This is a genomic window from Kitasatospora sp. NPDC058115 (genome assembly GCF_042884635.1).
Lineage (GTDB): Bacteria > Actinomycetota > Actinomycetes > Streptomycetales > Streptomycetaceae > Kitasatospora.
The window spans coordinates 130019-147091 of record NZ_JBHVTL010000001.1; the positions used below are offsets into that span (position 1 = coordinate 130019).

At 75.8% G+C, this 17073-nt stretch carries 12 protein-coding genes and 1 pseudogene; 5 read left to right on the forward strand and 8 right to left on the reverse strand.

Annotated features, from left to right (window positions below):
• The first annotated feature begins 150 nt into the window (after nt 1–150).
• Nucleotides 151–708, forward strand: coding sequence for a hypothetical protein (locus tag ACFVVL_RS00460; protein ID WP_387670623.1), 558 nt, complete (start codon nt 151–153; stop codon nt 706–708).
• On the opposite strand, the gene ACFVVL_RS00465 is transcribed toward ACFVVL_RS00460, so the two are convergent.
• Nucleotides 653–1957, reverse strand: a complete 1305-nt coding sequence (locus ACFVVL_RS00465; RefSeq protein WP_387670204.1) for an MFS transporter — start codon at nt 1955–1957, stop codon at nt 653–655. The two genes, ACFVVL_RS00460 and ACFVVL_RS00465, sit on opposite strands and share 56 nt — an antisense overlap.
• A gap of 27 nt (nt 1958–1984) precedes the next feature.
• Here ACFVVL_RS00465 and ACFVVL_RS00470 point away from each other — a divergent pair, with 27 nt between their 5' ends.
• The 3 genes and pseudogenes from ACFVVL_RS00470 to ACFVVL_RS00480 form a co-directional block, all read left to right on the forward strand.
• Nucleotides 1985–2512, forward strand: a complete 528-nt coding sequence (locus ACFVVL_RS00470; protein WP_380294579.1) for a CGNR zinc finger domain-containing protein — start codon at nt 1985–1987, stop codon at nt 2510–2512.
• 137 nt (nt 2513–2649) lie between these two features.
• Complete coding sequence (locus ACFVVL_RS00475; RefSeq protein ID WP_387670206.1) at nt 2650–3900, forward strand: serine hydrolase domain-containing protein; 1251 nt, start codon at nt 2650–2652, stop codon at nt 3898–3900.
• A 161-nt stretch (nt 3901–4061) separates the two neighbouring features.
• Nucleotides 4062–4943, forward strand: a pseudogene (locus tag ACFVVL_RS00480) (alpha/beta hydrolase); the annotation flags it as partial.
• Here the strand turns inward: ACFVVL_RS00480 and ACFVVL_RS00485 are convergent.
• The gene (locus tag ACFVVL_RS00485) at nt 4935–5375 is read right to left on the reverse strand and encodes a nuclear transport factor 2 family protein (protein WP_387670625.1); all 441 of its coding nucleotides are present in this window, start codon (nt 5373–5375) and stop codon (nt 4935–4937) included. The pseudogene ACFVVL_RS00480 and the gene ACFVVL_RS00485 overlap by 9 nt on opposite strands.
• 143 nt (nt 5376–5518) lie before the next feature.
• Here ACFVVL_RS00485 and ACFVVL_RS00490 point away from each other — a divergent pair, with 143 nt between their 5' ends.
• The gene (locus ACFVVL_RS00490; RefSeq protein ID WP_387670208.1) at nt 5519–6091 is read left to right on the forward strand and encodes a TetR/AcrR family transcriptional regulator; all 573 of its coding nucleotides are present in this window, start codon (nt 5519–5521) and stop codon (nt 6089–6091) included.
• A 59-nt stretch (nt 6092–6150) separates the two neighbouring features.
• On the opposite strand, the gene ACFVVL_RS00495 is transcribed toward ACFVVL_RS00490, so the two are convergent.
• The 6 genes from ACFVVL_RS00495 to ACFVVL_RS00520 all read right to left on the reverse strand — a co-directional run bounded on the left by ACFVVL_RS00495 (nt 6151) and on the right by ACFVVL_RS00520 (nt 16850).
• Nucleotides 6151–7401: an MFS transporter gene (locus ACFVVL_RS00495; RefSeq protein WP_387670210.1), complete on the reverse strand. Its 1251-nt coding sequence runs from the start codon at nt 7399–7401 to the stop codon at nt 6151–6153.
• A 1252-nt stretch (nt 7402–8653) separates the two neighbouring features.
• Nucleotides 8654–11812, reverse strand: a complete 3159-nt coding sequence (locus ACFVVL_RS00500; RefSeq protein ID WP_387670212.1) for a hypothetical protein — start codon at nt 11810–11812, stop codon at nt 8654–8656.
• A 29-nt stretch (nt 11813–11841) separates the two neighbouring features.
• Nucleotides 11842–12471 (reverse strand): FHA domain-containing protein, encoded by a 630-nt coding sequence (locus ACFVVL_RS00505; RefSeq protein ID WP_387670214.1) that lies wholly within the window; start codon nt 12469–12471, stop codon nt 11842–11844.
• Complete coding sequence (locus ACFVVL_RS00510; RefSeq protein WP_387670216.1) at nt 12459–13196, reverse strand: 4Fe-4S cluster-binding domain-containing protein; 738 nt, start codon at nt 13194–13196, stop codon at nt 12459–12461. The genes ACFVVL_RS00505 and ACFVVL_RS00510 overlap by 13 nt, the downstream gene beginning before the upstream one ends.
• On the reverse strand, nt 13184–15424 hold the full coding sequence (locus tag ACFVVL_RS00515) for an AAA family ATPase (protein WP_387670218.1): 2241 nt from the start codon (nt 15422–15424) through the stop codon (nt 13184–13186). The genes ACFVVL_RS00510 and ACFVVL_RS00515 overlap by 13 nt, the downstream gene beginning before the upstream one ends.
• Nucleotides 15414–16850 (reverse strand): hypothetical protein, encoded by a 1437-nt coding sequence (locus ACFVVL_RS00520; protein WP_387670220.1) that lies wholly within the window; start codon nt 16848–16850, stop codon nt 15414–15416. The genes ACFVVL_RS00515 and ACFVVL_RS00520 overlap by 11 nt, the downstream gene beginning before the upstream one ends.
• Between the last annotated feature and the right edge of the window lie 223 nt (nt 16851–17073).

Consider the following 17073-nt stretch of genomic DNA (forward strand, 5'->3'; position numbering starts at 1 on the left):
GCCTCCCCGCGGCCCTGCCCGGCAGACAACCGCACACCCCGCCCTCCGTCAAACCCCGACGCCGGTGGGCGGCGCGACAATCCGCTGGACCGGCGCCCGTCCGGCCGGTACGGTCCGGGGACGATCCAAGGGGGTGGACAGGTGCGGCCGCTGCTGCTGCTGGACGTCGACGGACCGCTGAACCCGTACGCGGCCAAGCCCTGCCGCCGCCCCGAGGGCTACGGGACGCACCGGCTGCTGACCCCGCGCTGGGAGGCCGCCGAGCGCCGCCGGCTGACCGCGTACGGGCTGCCGAACAAGCCGCCCAAGCCCCTGCGCGTCTGGCTCAACCCCGACCACGGGCCGGCGCTCACCGCCCTGCCGTTCGAACCGGTCTGGGCGACCACCTGGGAACACGAAGCCAATGACTTCCTCGCGCCCCTGCTGGGCCTGCCCGTGCTCCCGGTCATCTCCTGGTCCGACCCTCGGCCGCAGCCGGAGGGCGGGGTGTTCTGGAAGACGCCCGACATCGTCGGCTGGGCGCGCGGCCGTCCGTTCGCCTGGGTCGACGACCTGATCACCGAGGCGGACCGGGACTGGGTCCGGGCTCACCACGACGGGCCGGCCCTGCTCCACCGGGTGGACCCCAGGACCGGCCTGACCGCCGCCGACTTCACCGCCCTCGCGCACTGGGCGGCCGCCGCGCCGCCCGGCCCGGCCGGGCGGTGAGGGCCGCGGTCAGGGCGGTGACGGCGGCGAGGGCCACCCAGGCGGGGGTGTAGCCGCCGTACGGGCCGTCCCGGGTGGTGTCGCGCAGCAGGCCGAGGGCGGGCGGGGCGAGGACCACGGCCACCTGGTTGACGGCCATCACCAGGCCGAGGGCCAGACCGGTGCGGCCCGGCGGGGCGGCCTCGGCGAGGTGGGCGACCCACGGGCCGTACCAGCCGATGCCGAAGAAGCCGAGCCAGGTGAACAGGACGGCGGCGCCCACCGGGTGGTGGCCCAGCGGGGTGGCGAGTGCGAGCAGGCCGGCCACGGCCGCCACCATGCTCGTCAGGACGGGCCGGTAGCGGCCGGCGCGGCTGCGGTCGCTCCACGCCGCGAGGCCGATCCGGCCGAGCATGCCCGCCAGTTGGGACACCACCAGCACGGCGCCCGCCGCGCCCGCGCCGAGCGAGGTGGCGTCGTGCAGGTACAGGGCGCCGAGCACGCCGAGGCCGCTGTGCACCGACACCATGGCCAGACCCGACAGCAGCGCTCTGACCAGGGCCGGTTCGCGCAGCAGCCGGAGGCGCTCCACGACGGCCGCAGCGGGACCGGCGGGCGGTGGACCCGCCGTCGGGGACCGAGGGCCGGGCAGAGCCGGCCCGGTCGGCGGCCGCCGGTGGAGCGCGGCGAACGCGCCGGCCCCCGCCAGCGCGACCAGTCCGCCGGCCAGCAGCGCCGACCGCCAGCCGTACGCGGTGGCGAGCGGCGGCAGGACGGCCACCGCGAGCGCCCCGCCCAGCGGCAGCCCGGCCTGCCGGACGCCCATCGCGAAGCCCCTCTGCCCGGGCTCGAACCAGGACGCCACCGACTTGCTGCCGCCGGGCTGGATCGTGCTGTACCCCGCGCCGACCACCAGCAGGACGGCGAGCAGCGAGCCGTACCCCGGGGCCAGGCTCCCGGCCAGCAGGGCCGCCGCGACGATCCCGGCCCCGAGGCCGACGACCCATCGCTCGCCGTACCGGTCCAGCAACTCACCGGCCACCACCAGTCCCACCAGCGGCGCCAGTTGGGAGGCGGAGAGGAGCAGGCCGAGCCGCGTCGCATCGAGTCCGAGGGCGTCCTGCAGCGGGACGGCCATCGCCCCGATCCCCTGGACGAAGAAGCAGGCGGCGGCCTGGGTGAAGGTGGCGGCGCCGAGGATCACCCAGCGGTAGCCGGGCGCGGGCGGAGCGGCCGCGAGGGCCGTCGGGGCAGCGGGGTGATGACTCATGCCGACCCATGCTGCTGTCATGGTCCAATGCACCTCAACCCTTACGGCGAGGACGCCGTCCACCTGGCCGCCGCGCTGGCGAACCGGCGCCCGGAGAGCCCCGGCGAGCTCGTGGCCCGCTGCCGCGCGGCCGGTCTGCTGATCGAGGGGCCCGGCACGCCCGCGGACCTGACGCGCACCCACGCCCTGCTGGACGCCTGGGAGGCCGTGGTCGACGCGCCGGACGAGCGCGAGCGCGCGGCCCGGCTCAATCGGATGCTCGCCGCCGGCACCGCCCACCCCCGGGTGACCGACCACGCGGGTGACGGCTGGCACCTGCACTACCGCGAGGACGACCTCCCGCTCGGCGACCTGCTGTTCGCGCTGGTCGCGACCGGCACCGCGCTGCACCTGGTGGGCCGCGGGATGCGGCGGCTGGGCCGGTGCGCCGTCGAGGAGTGCGCCACGGTGTTCGCCGACACCTCCCGCACCGGGCGCCGCCGCTACTGCTCCGCGCGCTGCGCCAACCGGGACGCCGTCCGCCGCCACCGGGCCAAGCACCCGGCGGCCGGCTGACGCACCACAGGGCCGATCGGATGGCTCATCAGCTCTTTCACCCGGCCCGCGCATCAGACGGACGGCCCGCCGGCCCCTCGTCGCCGACGATCGGCTCAGCAGCTCACCCCGCTCCGCACCGCAGAGAGGCCCGCACCATGAGAAGACGTTCCCCCGCCCGCACGCTCGCCGCGACGGCGCTCGCCGTCGCCGGGCTCCTGCCGCTGACGCTGGGCGCCGCGCCCGCCGCCGCCCCGCCCGTGCCCGCCGCGTCTGTGGCGCCTGTGGCGCCTGTGTCGTCTGGGTCGTCTGGGTCGTCTGTGGCGTCGGCCGTCACCGACGACGACGGCCGCGCGCTCAGCCCCGAGCTCCAGGCCCAGCTCGACGAGGCGATCCAGCAGGTGATGCAGCAGGCGGGCATCCCCGGCGTGCAGGTCGGCCTGTGGATCCGCGGGCAGGGCAGCTACCTGCGCGCGTTCGGCGTCGCCGACAAGGAGACCGGCGCGCCCATGACGGAGCAGCTGAACATGCGGATCGGCAGCGAGACCAAGACCTTCACCGCCACCGCCGTCCTGCAACTGGTGGACGAGGGCCTGATCGGCCTCGACGACCCGATCGCGACGTACCTGGACGGCGTCCCGTGCGGCGAGGACATCCGGGTGCGCGACCTGCTCGACATGCGCAGCGGTCTCTTCCCGTACAGCGAGGACGACGACTTCGTCAACGCGTTCCTCGACGACCCCGACCGCGTCTTCACCCCCGAGGAACTGCTCGCCTACGGTTACCGGCACGAGAACGAGTTCGCGCCGGGCTCGCGCTTCCAGTACTCGAACAGCAACTACATCCTGCTCGGCCTGCTGGTCGAGCGGGTGAGCGGCCGGAGCCTGGAGGCGTTCGTCCACGACCGGATCACCGCGCCCAGCGGCCTGCGGCACACCCTCTTCCCGCGGAGCACCGAACTGCCCGAGCCGTACGCGCACGGCTACACCGATCAGACGCCCACCGGCGCGGTCGCCGACTCCACGCACTGGAACCCCTCGTGGGCCTGGGCGGCGGGCGCGCTCGTCTCCGACCTGCGGGATCTGCGGCACTGGGCGGAGGACCTGGTGGCCGGCACCCTGCTGTCGCCCGGGACCCAGGCGCAGCGCCTGGACGTCCTGCCCACCGGCATCCCCGGCGCGGGGTACGGCCTCGGGATCTTCGACATCAACGGGTGGATCGGCCACAACGGCTCGCTGCCCGGCTACGAGAGCCTCACCATCCGCCTGCCGGAGGAGTGCGCGACCCTGGTGGTGCTGCTCAACACCGACATCATGTCCCAGGATTCCGAGCCCAGCACCCTGCTCGGCCGGGCCATCACCAGCATCGTCACGCCCGACCACGTCTACGACATCCCGCCGGGCAAGTAGCCGGGAGGCAAGCCACCGGGGCCGGAGTGGGAAGTCGGCCGGTCCGACTTCCCACTCCGGCCCCGTGCCGCCGGGCGGCCGACACGGGCAAGCTGGGCGGATCGGGCGCCGTCGGGGCGGTCCGGACGGGCGGGGCGGTCCGGACGGGCGAGGGGGCGTCGATGGGGGACGGGGACCACGGTGCGACGGCGGCGTTGGGGAAGGGCGCGCGGGCTCCGATCACCCCGGAGGACCTCCCGGCGTGGCAGCAGCGGGACGGCGGGCGCTTCGAGGTCGCCGAGCTGGACGCGGAGGGCGTGCGGCTGGTGAGCGGGCGGCCCGCCGGGTCGGACGGGCCGCTGCCGCTGCTCTACTACCTGCACGGCGGCGGGCTGGTCACCGGCAACGCCTGGTCCGTACTCCCGCGACTGCTGCGGGAGTTCGCCGGGCGACTGGGCATCGCCGTGGTCTCCGTGGCGTACCGGACGGCCCCGGCGGCGCCGTACCCGGCCGCGGTGGAGGACGGTCTCGCCGGGCTCCGGTGGACGGTCGGGCACGCGGAGCGGCTGGGCGTCGACGCCGGGCGCGTCGTCGTCGGGGGCAAGAGCGCGGGCGGCGGGCTCGCGGCGGCGCTCGCCCTGCTGGTCCGGGACCGCGGCGGGCCGGTCCCGGTCGGCCGGATGCTGCTGAGCCCGATGCTCGACGACCGCAACGACAGTTTCTCCGCCCACCAGTTGGCCGGCCACGACACCTGGGACCGGACCTCCAACGCGACTGCCTGGCAGGCCGCCCTGGGCGAGCGGCGGGGCACCGCCGACGTGCCGCCGTACGCGGCCCCGGCCCGGGCCGCGGACCTGTCGGGCCTTCCTCCCGCCTACGTCGAGGTGGGCTCGGCCGAGACCTTCCGCGACGAGGCCGTGGCGTACGCCGACGCCTTGTGGCGGGCCGGCCGCGAGGCGGAACTGCACGTCCGGCCGGGCGCGTTCCACGGCTTCGACACCATCGCGCCCGGCGCGGCGCTCAGCCGCGACGCCCGGGACGCGCGGCTTCGCCGGCTACTCCGCCCGGGGGTCGGTGGCCCACTGCGGCGCGGCGCCGAGGAGCCGGGCGAGGGCGAGGTGGTCGTGGAAGTCCCGGCTGTGCACGATGAGGCCGTCGCGCACCCGCAGCACCTGGAGGTTGGCGACGGTCTCCTGCTGTCCGGTCTCGCGGTTGCGGGCGTGGTAGTCCCACTCGGTGACGACCACCTCGGGGTCTTCGGTGGCGCGGACCACGACGTTGCGGGCGTCCAGCTCCAGCGGCGTGCGCCCGGCGAGCGCGAGGAACCGCTCACGCAGCGCCGCCCGCCCCTCCACCCGGCGCGGGCCGACCGGCTCGAACACCATCTCCACCACGGCGTCCTCGGCGTAGAACCGGTCCAGTTCGGTGAAGCGTCCGCCCGTGATGCCGTCGAGCAGCGCGCGGGAGACCTCGCGCGGCGACCGTGTTTCGGACATGATCAACCCCCGGAATGATGTGCGCCGCCAGAACCGGACCAGCGACTCCGTTTAGCTCCGTCCCGACCATACGGACCGGCCGCTCCGGTTGTCCAGGGGTGGGTGCCCGTCGATTCCGCCGACACGGAAGGGGAGTTGAAGAGTTGAGCGGCACTCAGGACCGCCCGCTCCGGGCGGACGCGGCCCGCAACCGGGCCAAGCTGCTGGACACCGCCACCGAGGTGTTCACCACGCGGGGCGTCGGTGCGTCCACCGAGGAGATCGCCCGCGCCGCCGGCGTCGGCGTCGGCACGCTGTTCCGGCACTTCCCCACGAAGGAGGCGCTGTTGGAGGCGGTGATGGTGCGCCGGCTGGAGACGATCGCGGCGAGCGCGGCCCGGGTGGCGGCGGAGTCCGCGCCCGGCGACGCCCTGTTCGCCTGCTTCCGCCTGATCGCCGAACAGTCCGCGGGCAAGAACGCCTTCGCCCAAGCCCTCGCCGCCGCCGGAGTGGACGTCCACACCTCCCTCCACGCCTCCTCGACGGCCGTGCGCGACCTGCTCGCCGACGCCCTGCACCGCGCCCAGCGGGCCGGCACTGCCCGCCCCGAACTGACCCTCCCCGAACTCGTCGCGCTCCTCGTGGGCGCCAACGCCGCCCTCGAACAACTCGGCCCCGACCCGACCGCCCGCGCCCACATCCTGGACATCCTCCTCGCCGCCCTGCGCCCCACCTGACGCCGACGCCCCGCGGAGTGGAAAGTCGGGCGGGCCGACTTCTCGATCCGGCCCGCCGGTCATCCCGTCGCTTCGACGGCAACGCCCGGCTGCGGCCGGGTCCGCGCGCCCCAGCGGGCGAGGGAGGGGCCGGCGGCGCCCAGTACCGCGAAGAACACCGCCAGCAGCAGCCAGCCCGTCATGCCGAGGCCGAGCACCACCGTGGTGAGGATCGCGGGGGCCAGGGCCTGGCCCGCGCTGAAGCCGAGACCGAAGACGCCCTGGTACTGGCCCTGGGCGTGGTCGGGGGCAAGGCCGAAGCCCAGGGCGAAGCACGCCGACGACTCCCAGACCTCTGCCAGGCTGTGGACGAAGATCGCCGTCAGGATCAGTGCGGCCGTGGCCCAGACCGGGGTGTACGCCCCCAGCGCCATCATCGGGCAGCTGACGAGGAAGAGCAGCCCCGCCGTGCGGAACGCCCGGCCGCCGTCGCGCAGGGTCTCGACGCGCGAGCCGATCCTGGTCTGCATCAGCACACAGAAGAGGGAGTTGACGGCGAACAGCACGGCCACCGACCAGCGCGGCACCTCGGTGTGCTCGGAGATCCAGATCGGCAGGAGCAGCGAGACCACCGGGTACTGCAGTCCCATGGCGCCGTAGAGGGCGGTGAACGCCAGGAAGGGACGGTCCGTGAGGACCAGCCAGCGCCGCTGTTGCGGCGGTGCCGCCAGGACCGGGTAGCGGGGCAGCAGGAGCAGAAGCGCCGCGCACAGGGCGAAGCTCGCCGCGTTGCCGAGGATCAGCGTGACATAGGCGCCGCGGGTGCCCGCGGCCAGCGCCAGCCCCGCGCCCACCGTTCCCAGGATGACGCCCAGGTTGACGAACGTACGCAGCCTCGCCCGGAACAGGGCCGGGCGGTCACCCCCGACCCGGACCACCAGAGCCCCCGACGCGGCCCCGCCGGCCGCCGCGGCGACCTGGTCGACCGTCGCGACGACCGTGAGCGCGGCCCAGCTCTCGACGAGGAGGAGGGCCGCCATCGACACCGCCTGGACCGCGAGGGCCGACATCATGATCGTGCGCGCCCCGCGCCGGTCGGCCAGATGCCCGCCCGGGATCCCCGCGCCCAGGCCGATCACCCCGGCGATGCTGAGCGCGGCACCGACCTGCACCGCGGGCAGGCCCACGACCAACGTGAAATAGAGCGCCGACGCCGCGTTGAACAAACCATTGCCGACCCGATTGACGAAACTGGCAGCGATCAGCACGCGCTCCGGCCTGCTGTCCCCCACCATCCGGCCTATTCGGCCTTCTAAGCCACCCTTGATCATGGTTGGCATACTAACAGCAGCGGCCCACACCGGGATCGCGCGCCGTACCCATCAACTCCGCGCCCACCACCAGCCGTTCAACGACACCCAGCGCAACGCAAGGCCCGCCGCACACCCACGCCGATCCCGGCACCGATGCCCCCAAAGCCGGAATCCGCGACGCCCGGCGGAGCAGAAAGTCAGATCGGCCGACTCCCCCATCCAACCCCTCGCACACCACACCCAGCGAGACACGATGGGCGCGATGGAGCAGAAAGTCGGACGGGCCGACTTTCCACTCCCAACCACTGCAGGATCTACGCACACAGACGCCCTCCCGGCAGAAATTCCGGCGGACGCATCGGTGCCCGGCGGAGCAGGAAGGCGGACGGGCCGACTTCTCAATCCAGCCGCTCGCGCGCCACACCGGGCGGGGTGCGGTGGGCAATGGAACAGGAAGTCGGGCCGGCCGACTTCCCAATCCAGCCGCTCGGGCGCCACGCCGAACGGGATTCGGTGGAGCAGGAAGTCGGACGGGCCGACTTTCCACTCCCAGCCAATGCGAAATCTACGCGCATAGATGCTCCCGCGGCAGAACTCCCGGCGGACGCATCTATGCCCAGCGGAGCCAGAAGTCGGGCGGGCCGACTTCTCAATCCAGCCGCCCGCGCGCCACACCGGGCGGGGTGCGGTGGAGCGGGAAGTCGGGTGGGCCGACTTCTCGATCCGGCTGCTCGCGCGCCACGCCCGGCAGGGTGAGGCGGCGCGATGGAGCAGAAAGTCGGACAGGTCGACTTCCCACTCCCAACGGTCATGCCATCTACGCGCATAGATGATCGCGCGGCCGAGAATTCCGGCGGCCACACCCACGCCCGGCGGAGCAGGAAGTCGGGCCGGCCGACTTCTCGATCCGGATGCTCGCGTCGCGTGCCGTGGCGGGCGGGGCGGGGCGGGGCGGCGCGATGGAGCAGGAAGTCGGGCCGGGCGACTTCTCGGTCCAGCTGCTCGCGCGCCACGCCGGGCGGGGTGCGGCGGGCAATGGAACAGGAAGTCGGGCCGGCCGACTTTCCAATCCGGTCGCCCGGGCGCCACGCCGAACGGGATGCGGTGGAGCAGGAAGTCGGGCGGGCCGACTTTCCGCTCCCGGCCACGGCGGTATCTACGCGCATAGATACTCTCGCGGCAGAAAGTTCGGGTGGACGGATCGGTGCCGGGTGGAGTGGGAAGTCGGGTGGGCCGACTTTTCGATCCGGCTGCTCGGGTGGGGTGTGGGTCAGGAGGTGGGGAGGTGGCGGGTGGTCCAGAGGGTGAGGTAGGCGGCGAGGGGGAGCATGATCAGGAGGGCGGCCCAGAAGGCGGAGTGGCCCCAGAGGGTGGCGAGGTCGCGGAACCAGGGGGCCAGGACGGGGATGCGGAGGGCTTCGAGGGGGCCGAGGGGCGGGGGCCAGGCGCCGAGGGCGGCCGTGCCGACCGCCGCGGCGGCCAGGACGCGGCGGGCCGCGCGGGGGGTGGCGCAGGCCGCGAGGAAGGCGATGAAGGCCAGCAGCAGCACGTAGTCGGCCTGGTAGGCCGCGCCGGTCTGGCCGGTGCCCCAGGACTCCGGGGTGAGGTGGCGGTCCCGGTCGACGACGGCGAGCCGGATCTCGACCGACGCCCACAGCAGCGCCGTCAGCACGAGCGTCCCGCCGAGGCCGAACAGCAGCCGGTCGCGGAGGCCGGTGGTCCCGGCCGCGCGGGCGCCGGGGCGGCGGGTGGCGAGGCGGCGGCGGTCGCCCGCAGCCCGTTCCGAGGCCGTGAGGGCGGGCGTGAGCAGCCAGCGCACCGAGCGGTCGTTGAGGACCAGCGCGAGCACGACCGCCGCGACCGCGCCGACGCCCGCCCAGCTCCCGAGGCCGCCCTCGAACACGACCACCCGGTCGACCACCGCCTGCGGCGGTTTCAGCACCGTCATCGGCGGCCCGAGGCGCAGGTAGCCGACGGTGAAGGAGGCCGCCACGGCGAGGAACAGCATCCGCCGCCCGACCCGGGCCGGGAAGGCGACCACCGCCACGGCCGCGGCCAGCGCCGCGCCGAGCTGGCCGGCCGTCGCCCGCGCCGCGGCCTCGCCGACGGTCCGCAGCGGTCCGCCGAACGGACCGTCGGGCAGCACCTGCGCGCCCGTGCCGAACTCGACGGCGTGCCGCCAGACGGTCCCCGACCAGAGCGTGAGGCCGAGCGAGAGGAACAGCAGCACGACCGCCACCGCACGCCGGGGCAACGCGCTGCGTGCGCCACCCCACCAGGCGCGCGCATCCGCCTTCCACTCCCCCCGGTTGCGCCCGCGCCGCGCGCCGCCCGCCCGCACGCTGCGCACCTGCAGCACGGCCGCCGCGGCGAGCACGCCCCGGCCCTCGGCCGTGGCCGGGTCGGCGGCGAACGCCCGGCGGCTCAGCTCGGACCAGTTCCGGCGGAACCGTTCGCGCGCACCGCCGCGGCGCCCGCCACCGCGCACCCGCGCCGCCACCGCGCCCACCGCTCCCCCGACCGCGGCGACCGCCGTGTGGAGGGGCGCGGGCAGCGCGGCCAGCGGGCCCGGCAGCGTGGAGATCCGCCCGACCACGACGCGCCGCTGCTGTTCCGGCTGGACGGTCAGCAGCAGCGCCCAACGCCGGGCGGTCTTGCGCTCGTTCGCACTGAGCCGGCCGTCACCGTTGCCGTCGCCGCGACCGCCGAGGGCACGCGCCTCGCGCTCGACCGCGGTCAGCACGGCCGCCAGCCGGGTGAGCCCGAGCAGCCGCTCGCAGGCCCGCCCGGGGCAGGCCGGGTGCCCGCACTCGAAGCGGGCGGCGAGCCCGGGCAGCCCGGCGGCGACCAGCTCGTCGACGAACGCCGGGCCGTCCGGCTCCCCCGCCAGCGCCGCCAGCCCGGCCGCGTCCACCCGGCGGTCGCGCACGTACGGGACGGCCTCCGGCGTGAACGCCGCGCCGAGCGCCAGCACCGCCCGCGAGGCCGCCGCCGACTTCTCGGCCGGCGTGCCGCGTTCGACGTCCTTCAGGTAGTGCAGATCGAGGACGGTGTCCTTGACCTCGTCGCGCAGCCAGTCGCGCAGCCGCCGCGCGCCGCCGCTGACCAGCCAGGCCGCCGCGTCCGCCGAGCGTCCGAGCATCGCCCCGGCGAGCGCCGCCGGGTCGTGGAAGTCCTGGCCGCGGAAGGCGATCGGCCGGTGTGCGGGCCCGGTCGGGCCCGGCTCGGGCGCCGGCGGGTCGACCCGGCTGCGCACCACCTCCGGGCTGCCGCCGCCCAGCCACGTACGAACCTGCTCCGCCGTCCAGCGGTCGGCCGGGTCCTTGGTGAACAGGCCCTGGAGCAGCAGCCGGCGGCGCTCGTCGGCGACCGCGGAGACGTCCACCTCGGCGTCCATCACCAGCCGGATCTGCAGCGCCTCGTCACTGATCAGCCCGCCGTCCGCCCGCCGGTAGCGGCCGGCGCCGGTGAACACCTCGTAGAGGATGGTGCCGAGCGCCCACCACGGCCCGGCCGGGTGGTTGTGGCCGGCGAGCTGCTCCGGCGCCATGTAGGCGACGGTGACCTGCATGTCGGTGGAGAAGCGGCGGCTGGCGGTGAGCTTGGCGACGCCGCCGAAGTCGGCGACCACGAACTGGGCGGCGGAGCGGCCGCCCTTCCCGGCCGGGCGGACCAGGATGTTGGCGGGCTTGAAGTCGACCGGGTTGCGCGCGATCGTGGTCTGCCAGAAGGCCAGCAGGTCGACCAGCTCGCGGATGATCCGCTCGCTCTCGCCGGGCCGGTCCAGGCGGCGCCGGTCGCGCAGCTCCGCGATGTGGTCGGCGAGGGTGACGGGGAGGTACTCCATCGCCATCCAGTCGCAGAGCGCGCCCGCGTGCTCGACCCGGCCGTGGCCGAGGATCTCGGGGACGTGCCGGCGGAAGGCGGGGTCCCCGGCGAGGTGGGCGAGGAGTTCGGTGTCCGCCCGTACACCGGGGTTGCCGACCTTCACGGCCGCGTCGCCGCCGCCGTCGGTGCGGCGGACGTGCCAGACGGTGCCCTCGCTGCCGGAGCCGACGCGGCCGACGGGGGCGTAGCGGTCGGCGAGCGCTGCGGGGAAGGCCCCGGCCGGATCGGCGGGCGGGTCGGCGGGCAGGTCGGAAGGCGAATCGGCGGCCGGGTCGGCCGCCGGGCCGGCCGCCGGACCGGCGGGGCGCTGCACGCGGGTGCGCGGGCCCGGGACGGCACCGCCGTCGGCGGGTTCCGGGCGCTCGCGCTGGACGCGGGTGCGGGGGCTCCCCGCGCCGGAGGCCCTGCCGTTCCCGGCGCCCCGGTCGCGCTGGACCCGGGTGCGCGGGCTCTCGGCAGGGGTTCCGGCGTCTCCCGACGTGTCCTTCCCGCGGCCCTGCTTGCGGGTGGGCGGGCTCGGTTCCGGCGGTGTGTCGGCCATCGCGCCGTTCTCCTCCTCGCGGGCCCGGCTCACCGGGGTGCGCCGAACTCGTCGATCTCGATCAGTTGGGCGTCCACGTCCCTCGCGAACCGCAGCCGCTGTCCCGGTCCGATCCGGGTCGGGGCGGTGATCCGGCGGCCGTCGACGAAGGTGCCGTTGGTCGAACCCTGGTCCTCGACGTACAGCGCGCCGTCGATCCAGCGCAGCCGGGCGTGGTGCCGGGAGATCTGGTCGAGGGCGGCCAGGCCGGGGACGGCCGCGCAGTCGGGCTCGTCGCGGCCGATGGCCAGTCCGCCGCCCCCGCGCCGGTGTTCGTCGCGGACGGGCAGCATGGCCCCGGCGATCACCAGGGCCAGCCGGACGGCCACCGGCTGCCGGGCCGGACGGCGCTGCGCGGGCCGGGTCGCGGGCTCGGGTGCGGGTGGGCGCCCGGGCCCGGGCGCGGGCTCCGTGGCGACGGCGGCCCGCGCGGGCTCCGGCGCCGGCGGGGCGGCCGCAGGAGGGGTGGACGGCGGAGTGGACGGCGGCGGCGGGACGTCCGCGGCCGGGTCGTACCGCTCCAGCTGCTGGAACATGTGCACCTGGCAGTACCCCCGGGTGGCGGAGGTCGGACACTCCCCCGGAGCGCCCACCGGGCAGCGGTAGATCACGGTCGCCACGAGGTCTCCCGGAGGGTCACGCCGCGCCGGACCAGGTCGCGTTCGATCCGGCCCAGGTCCCCGGGGCGCGGCACCCCGATCACCCGGACCTCGCCCTCGCTCACCCGGACCTGGAGTTCGGGCCGCTCCGGCCGGTGCTCCCGATAGGGCGCGTACCGCTCGCGGCCGAGCGCCGTGCGGGTGACCAGCCGCTGGTTGGCCGAGCCGCGCCAGACGAGCCGGGTGGGCTGCCCGGCCCGGTAGCGGCCGGTGATCACGGCGTCCGCGCCGTCCAGGGCGGCGGCGGTGGCCGGGTCGGCGGCCAGTTCCTCCGGCTCCCAGCCGGTGTACACCAGCAGGTCGGCCGTGGCCCCGGCCAGGCGGCGTTCCGCGTCGGCGGCGGCGAGCAGCGCGGCGAGGGCGGCGGGCTGCTCCAGGGGTTCGCCGCCGCTGACGGTGAGGCCGTCGAGACCGTCGGCGAGTGCGGAGCGCCACAGCGCGGCGAACCGCTCGACCGTCAACTCCCGTCCGCCGGAGGGACTCCAGGTGTGCCGCGACATGCAGCCAGGGCAGGCCAGCGTGCACCCCTGGAACCAGACGCCGAGCCGGCGGCCGGGGCCGAGCGCGGTCACCGGCCGGGAGACCTGGGCGACCCGGGCCACCGGCGCGGGCGCGGAGGCGCACCCGGGGGCGGACGCGGGCGCGGACGCGGGGGCGGCGGCCCCGTCGGCGCTCAGTCCTGCCACCGTTCGACCTCCAGACGGTAGCCCTCGCCGTCCTCGTCCCCCTCGACGGCGACCACCTCGATGCGCTCGCCGCGCCGGGGCGGGGTCCGGAAGACCTCCTTGGCGAGCGGGTTGACCAGCGCCGACTCGACGGCGGTCAGCACACCGCGGCCACCGTGGTCGAGCCGCCGGGTGGCCTCGACCCGCAGCACCTCCCAGGCGTCGTCGGAGAGGGTGAGGGCGGCACCGTGGACCTCCTGGACGCGGGCCGCCACCGAGGCGATGGCCTTGTCGAGGATCTGCGGCACCCACTTCTCCTGCATGAAGTCCATCGGGATGAAGTTGTCGCCGAAGCGGTTGCGCAGCTCGGGCCGCTTGATCTGGTCGTTGAAGAAGGTGTCGAAGGCCTCGCGCAGTCCTTGACGGACCAGCATCGGATCGTCGTGGCGGTTGAACTCCCGTTTGGTGGTGCGCGGCGCGGTCACGCCCGTCCCCCCTGCCCCGGTCCCGCCCGCGCCGGTCCCCTCCGCCGCCTCCCGGCCGGCCTCCGCACCGGCCGGGGCGGCCCCACCGGCACCACCGCTCCCGCCGGCCCCGGCGCTCCTGGCGGCTGCCGGGTCCTCCACCACGACGGCCTTGACGCCGAGGTTGGAGGTGAAGATCAGCACGCACTCGGTGAAGTAGACGGTGGCGCCGCGCCCGTCGGTGAGCCGGCCGTCCTCCAGGATCTGCAGGAAGAGGTCGAACAGCCGCGGGTTCGCCTTGTCGATCTCGTCGAAGAGCAGCACGCTCATCGGGTTCGCCCGGACGGCGTTGGTGAGTTCGCCGCCCGCGTCGTGGCCGACGAACCCGGGCGGGGCGCCGATCAGGCGGTCGCGGGCGTGCTCCTCGGCGAACTCGCTCATGTCGAAGCGGATCGGCCGGGCGTCCTTGCCGAGGATCATCTCCGCGACGCCCTTGGCGAGTTCGGTCTTCCCGACGCCGGTCGGACCGGAGAGGAAGAGCGTGCCGCGCGGCCGGCTGGGCGAGCTGGACGCCTGGGCGCCGTTGAGCCCGGCCGCCGAGCGCATGAAGATCTCCAGCGTGCGGCGGACGGCGTGCGGCTGCCCGATCACCTTGCTGTTGAGGAACTCCTCGCCGCCGGCGATGCGTTCGCGCAGCGCGGCGGTCGCCCACGGGTTGTCGAGCACGCCGATCCGGTACAGCCGGGCGGCCTCGTCGAGCCGTTGCACGGGGAGGTTGCGGTCCAGGGCCATCCGGCCGATCGCCATGACCTCCGAACTGCCCATCCCGTGCGAGGAGTCGGCCAGTGCCCTGGCCGCCAGCCCGGTCTCCTCGTCGGTCAGCGACGGCCCGCCGGTCGCCGCCTGGTAGCGGGCGAGCCCGCCGACCACGTGCCGGGCGGCGGCCAGCCGCTGGTCGTGCGGCGGCTGCGGCACGTTGATGACCCGCAGGGCACGGCTGCCGACCGCGAACTCCCTCGGCAGTTCCTCCTGCCGTTCCACCACCCAGAACACCGTGTTGTACGGCGTGACCGCGCTCGCGCCCTGCACCGGGCGGGCCGTGTGGCCCAACTCCTCCGCGGCGGCGAAGAGTCGGGCGACCTCCCCGGCGGCGGGCGCCTGTGGCGAGCCGATCCGGCCGGCGTACGGGACGACCAGCGCGATCGGCGGCCCGGGGTGCTGGACCACGCCGACCATCGCGTCGCGCAGGCGGTCCACCATGTCCGGCTCGTCGTCGTCCTCGCCGGAGCCCTCCGCCCCCTGGCCGCCGCCCCGCCGCCACCGCTCGTCGCGCTCGACGAAGTCCCGGATCACCTGGGGGATCTGCTGCGGGGTGGCGCTCAGCCGCAGCAGGGCGATGCAGTCGTCGACCTGGTCGACGAAGGCGATCGCGCCGTAGCCGCGGGCCGCGCACATCGACTCGATGACCCCGCCGAGGCTGTACGGCGCGAGCGTCCCGCTGCTGCCGGCGGCGTGGTCGTCGGGCAGCAGGTACTGGTCGCGGACGTTGCCGGTGAGCAGCACCTGCGGGTAGACGGTGAGGGCCATGTCCAGTTCGCGGATCCAACTGGGCGTGACGGGTCCGGAGTCGTCCTCACCGGACGGCGGCGCGGCGTCCTTGCGCAGGTCGGCGCGGTCCGTGCGGTCGGCGCGGTCCGTGCGGTCGGCGCGGTCCGTACGGTTCGCGCCCTCCGCACGGCCGGCGGACGGGGGCTGGGACGGCGGTGGCGGGGGTTCAGCGGTCACGGTGGCGCTCCTGCGGGGTGTTGCGGACGGCGGGCGACTCGTTCCGGGCACTGCCGCCCGGCTTCCTGCGGCGACGCGGCGGGGCGGCCTCGGACGGCGGCTGCGGCCACCACCCGCCCGGGACGAGCCCGGCCGCCAGCGCGCCCGGCGGCATCGCGGACGTCCGCTCCAGCCGCACGCCCCGCTGCCGCACGCCGTCCTCGATCGCGGGCAACTGCTCGTCGCAGAACCACCGTTGAACAGCCTCGTCCTGCTCCTCGTCCGCCGCGTGATCGTCGCTGCGCCCGGCCTCGCCGGGGGCGGCGTCGTCGCGCCGGACCACCGCCGTGGACAGGGTCGCCCGGTCCGGCGAGAGCACCAGCCGCAGCCCGTAGCCGGAGGCGGGCGGCTCGCCGTCCGCCTCCCCCGCACCGGCCGCCGCCGCCCGCCCGGGGTCCGGGTCGCCGAACGGCACCACCACCTCGCCCTCCTCGGCGAGCAGGTCCGCGAAGCCGTCGCCCACCAGGTAGTCCCGGTCGCGCAGCACCTCGGCGAGCGCCGCCGCCACCGGTGCCCGGTTGCGGCGCGCGTCGGCGCGGGCCACGGCCGCCTCCACGGCGGGCCGCAGGTACGCCGGGTCCTCGGCGGCGGCGAGCTCGGCGACCAGCCGGTCCCGGTCGGCCGGCTCCGCGTCCTGGGCCAGTTCCACCAGGCCGGCGCGCAGTTCGGCGCACTCCTCCTCGCGGGCGCGGCGCTGCACCGAGTGCTGGACGAACGCGGCGAGGTCGGTGAGCGTCGTCCGCACCTCGGAGACGGTGCCGGCGGCCTTCAGCGAGCGCACCAGGCCCGCGACCTGTTCGAGGTCGGCCGGGTCGCAGCGGGGCACGTCGCGGTCGAGGATCGTCTGCGCCTCGACGAGGGCGCCGGCCCGGACCCGTCCGGTCCGTTCGGCCCGCTCGCGCTCGGCGGCCTCGGCTGCCTCGGTGGCGGCTTGCGTCGCGGCAGCCGCCGCGGCCGCGGCGGCGCGCCGGTCCGAACGGGCCGCCTGACGCGGGCGTTCCGGCTCGGCGACGGCCTCCGGCAGCACCGCCGACCAGACGTCCTGCACCGCCTCCGCCAGCTCCTGCGCCGCCCGGGCGTTCGCCGCCCGCGCCCGCTCGACCGCCCGCGCCAACTCGGCCTCGTCCGCCCCGGCCGCGACGGTGACCGTCTCCACGGTGACCCGGGCCGTCCGGTAGGCGCGCCGCAACTGCCTGGCCTCGCCGCGCAGCCCCTGCGCCTGCTCGCTCAGCTCACCGAGCCGGGCCCGCAGCTCCGCCCGCCGCTCCTCGGCCCGCCGGAGGTTCTCGGCGCGCTGGGCCTCGGCGGCCAGCCGGGCCCGCAACCGGCGGCGGCGCTCGGCCTCCTGGTCGACGTAGGACCACCCGTATCCCGCGGAACTGCTCACCGGCCGCCTTCCGAGCGCGAGTCGTGACCTGCGGCGCGGACCGGGCGCGTGCCACCGGTCCGGGCCCCTGCGCACGCGCCGCCGAGGGCCGGTGCGGGTCGTGAGTGACGGCACACGGCAGTCGACCGCGCGCGATCCGGCACCGCCCCCGAGGTGCTGCTGAGCCACCATCATGCCGCAGATCCGGCCAAGGCCGTCCCACCTTTGCGAATCCGAGATCACC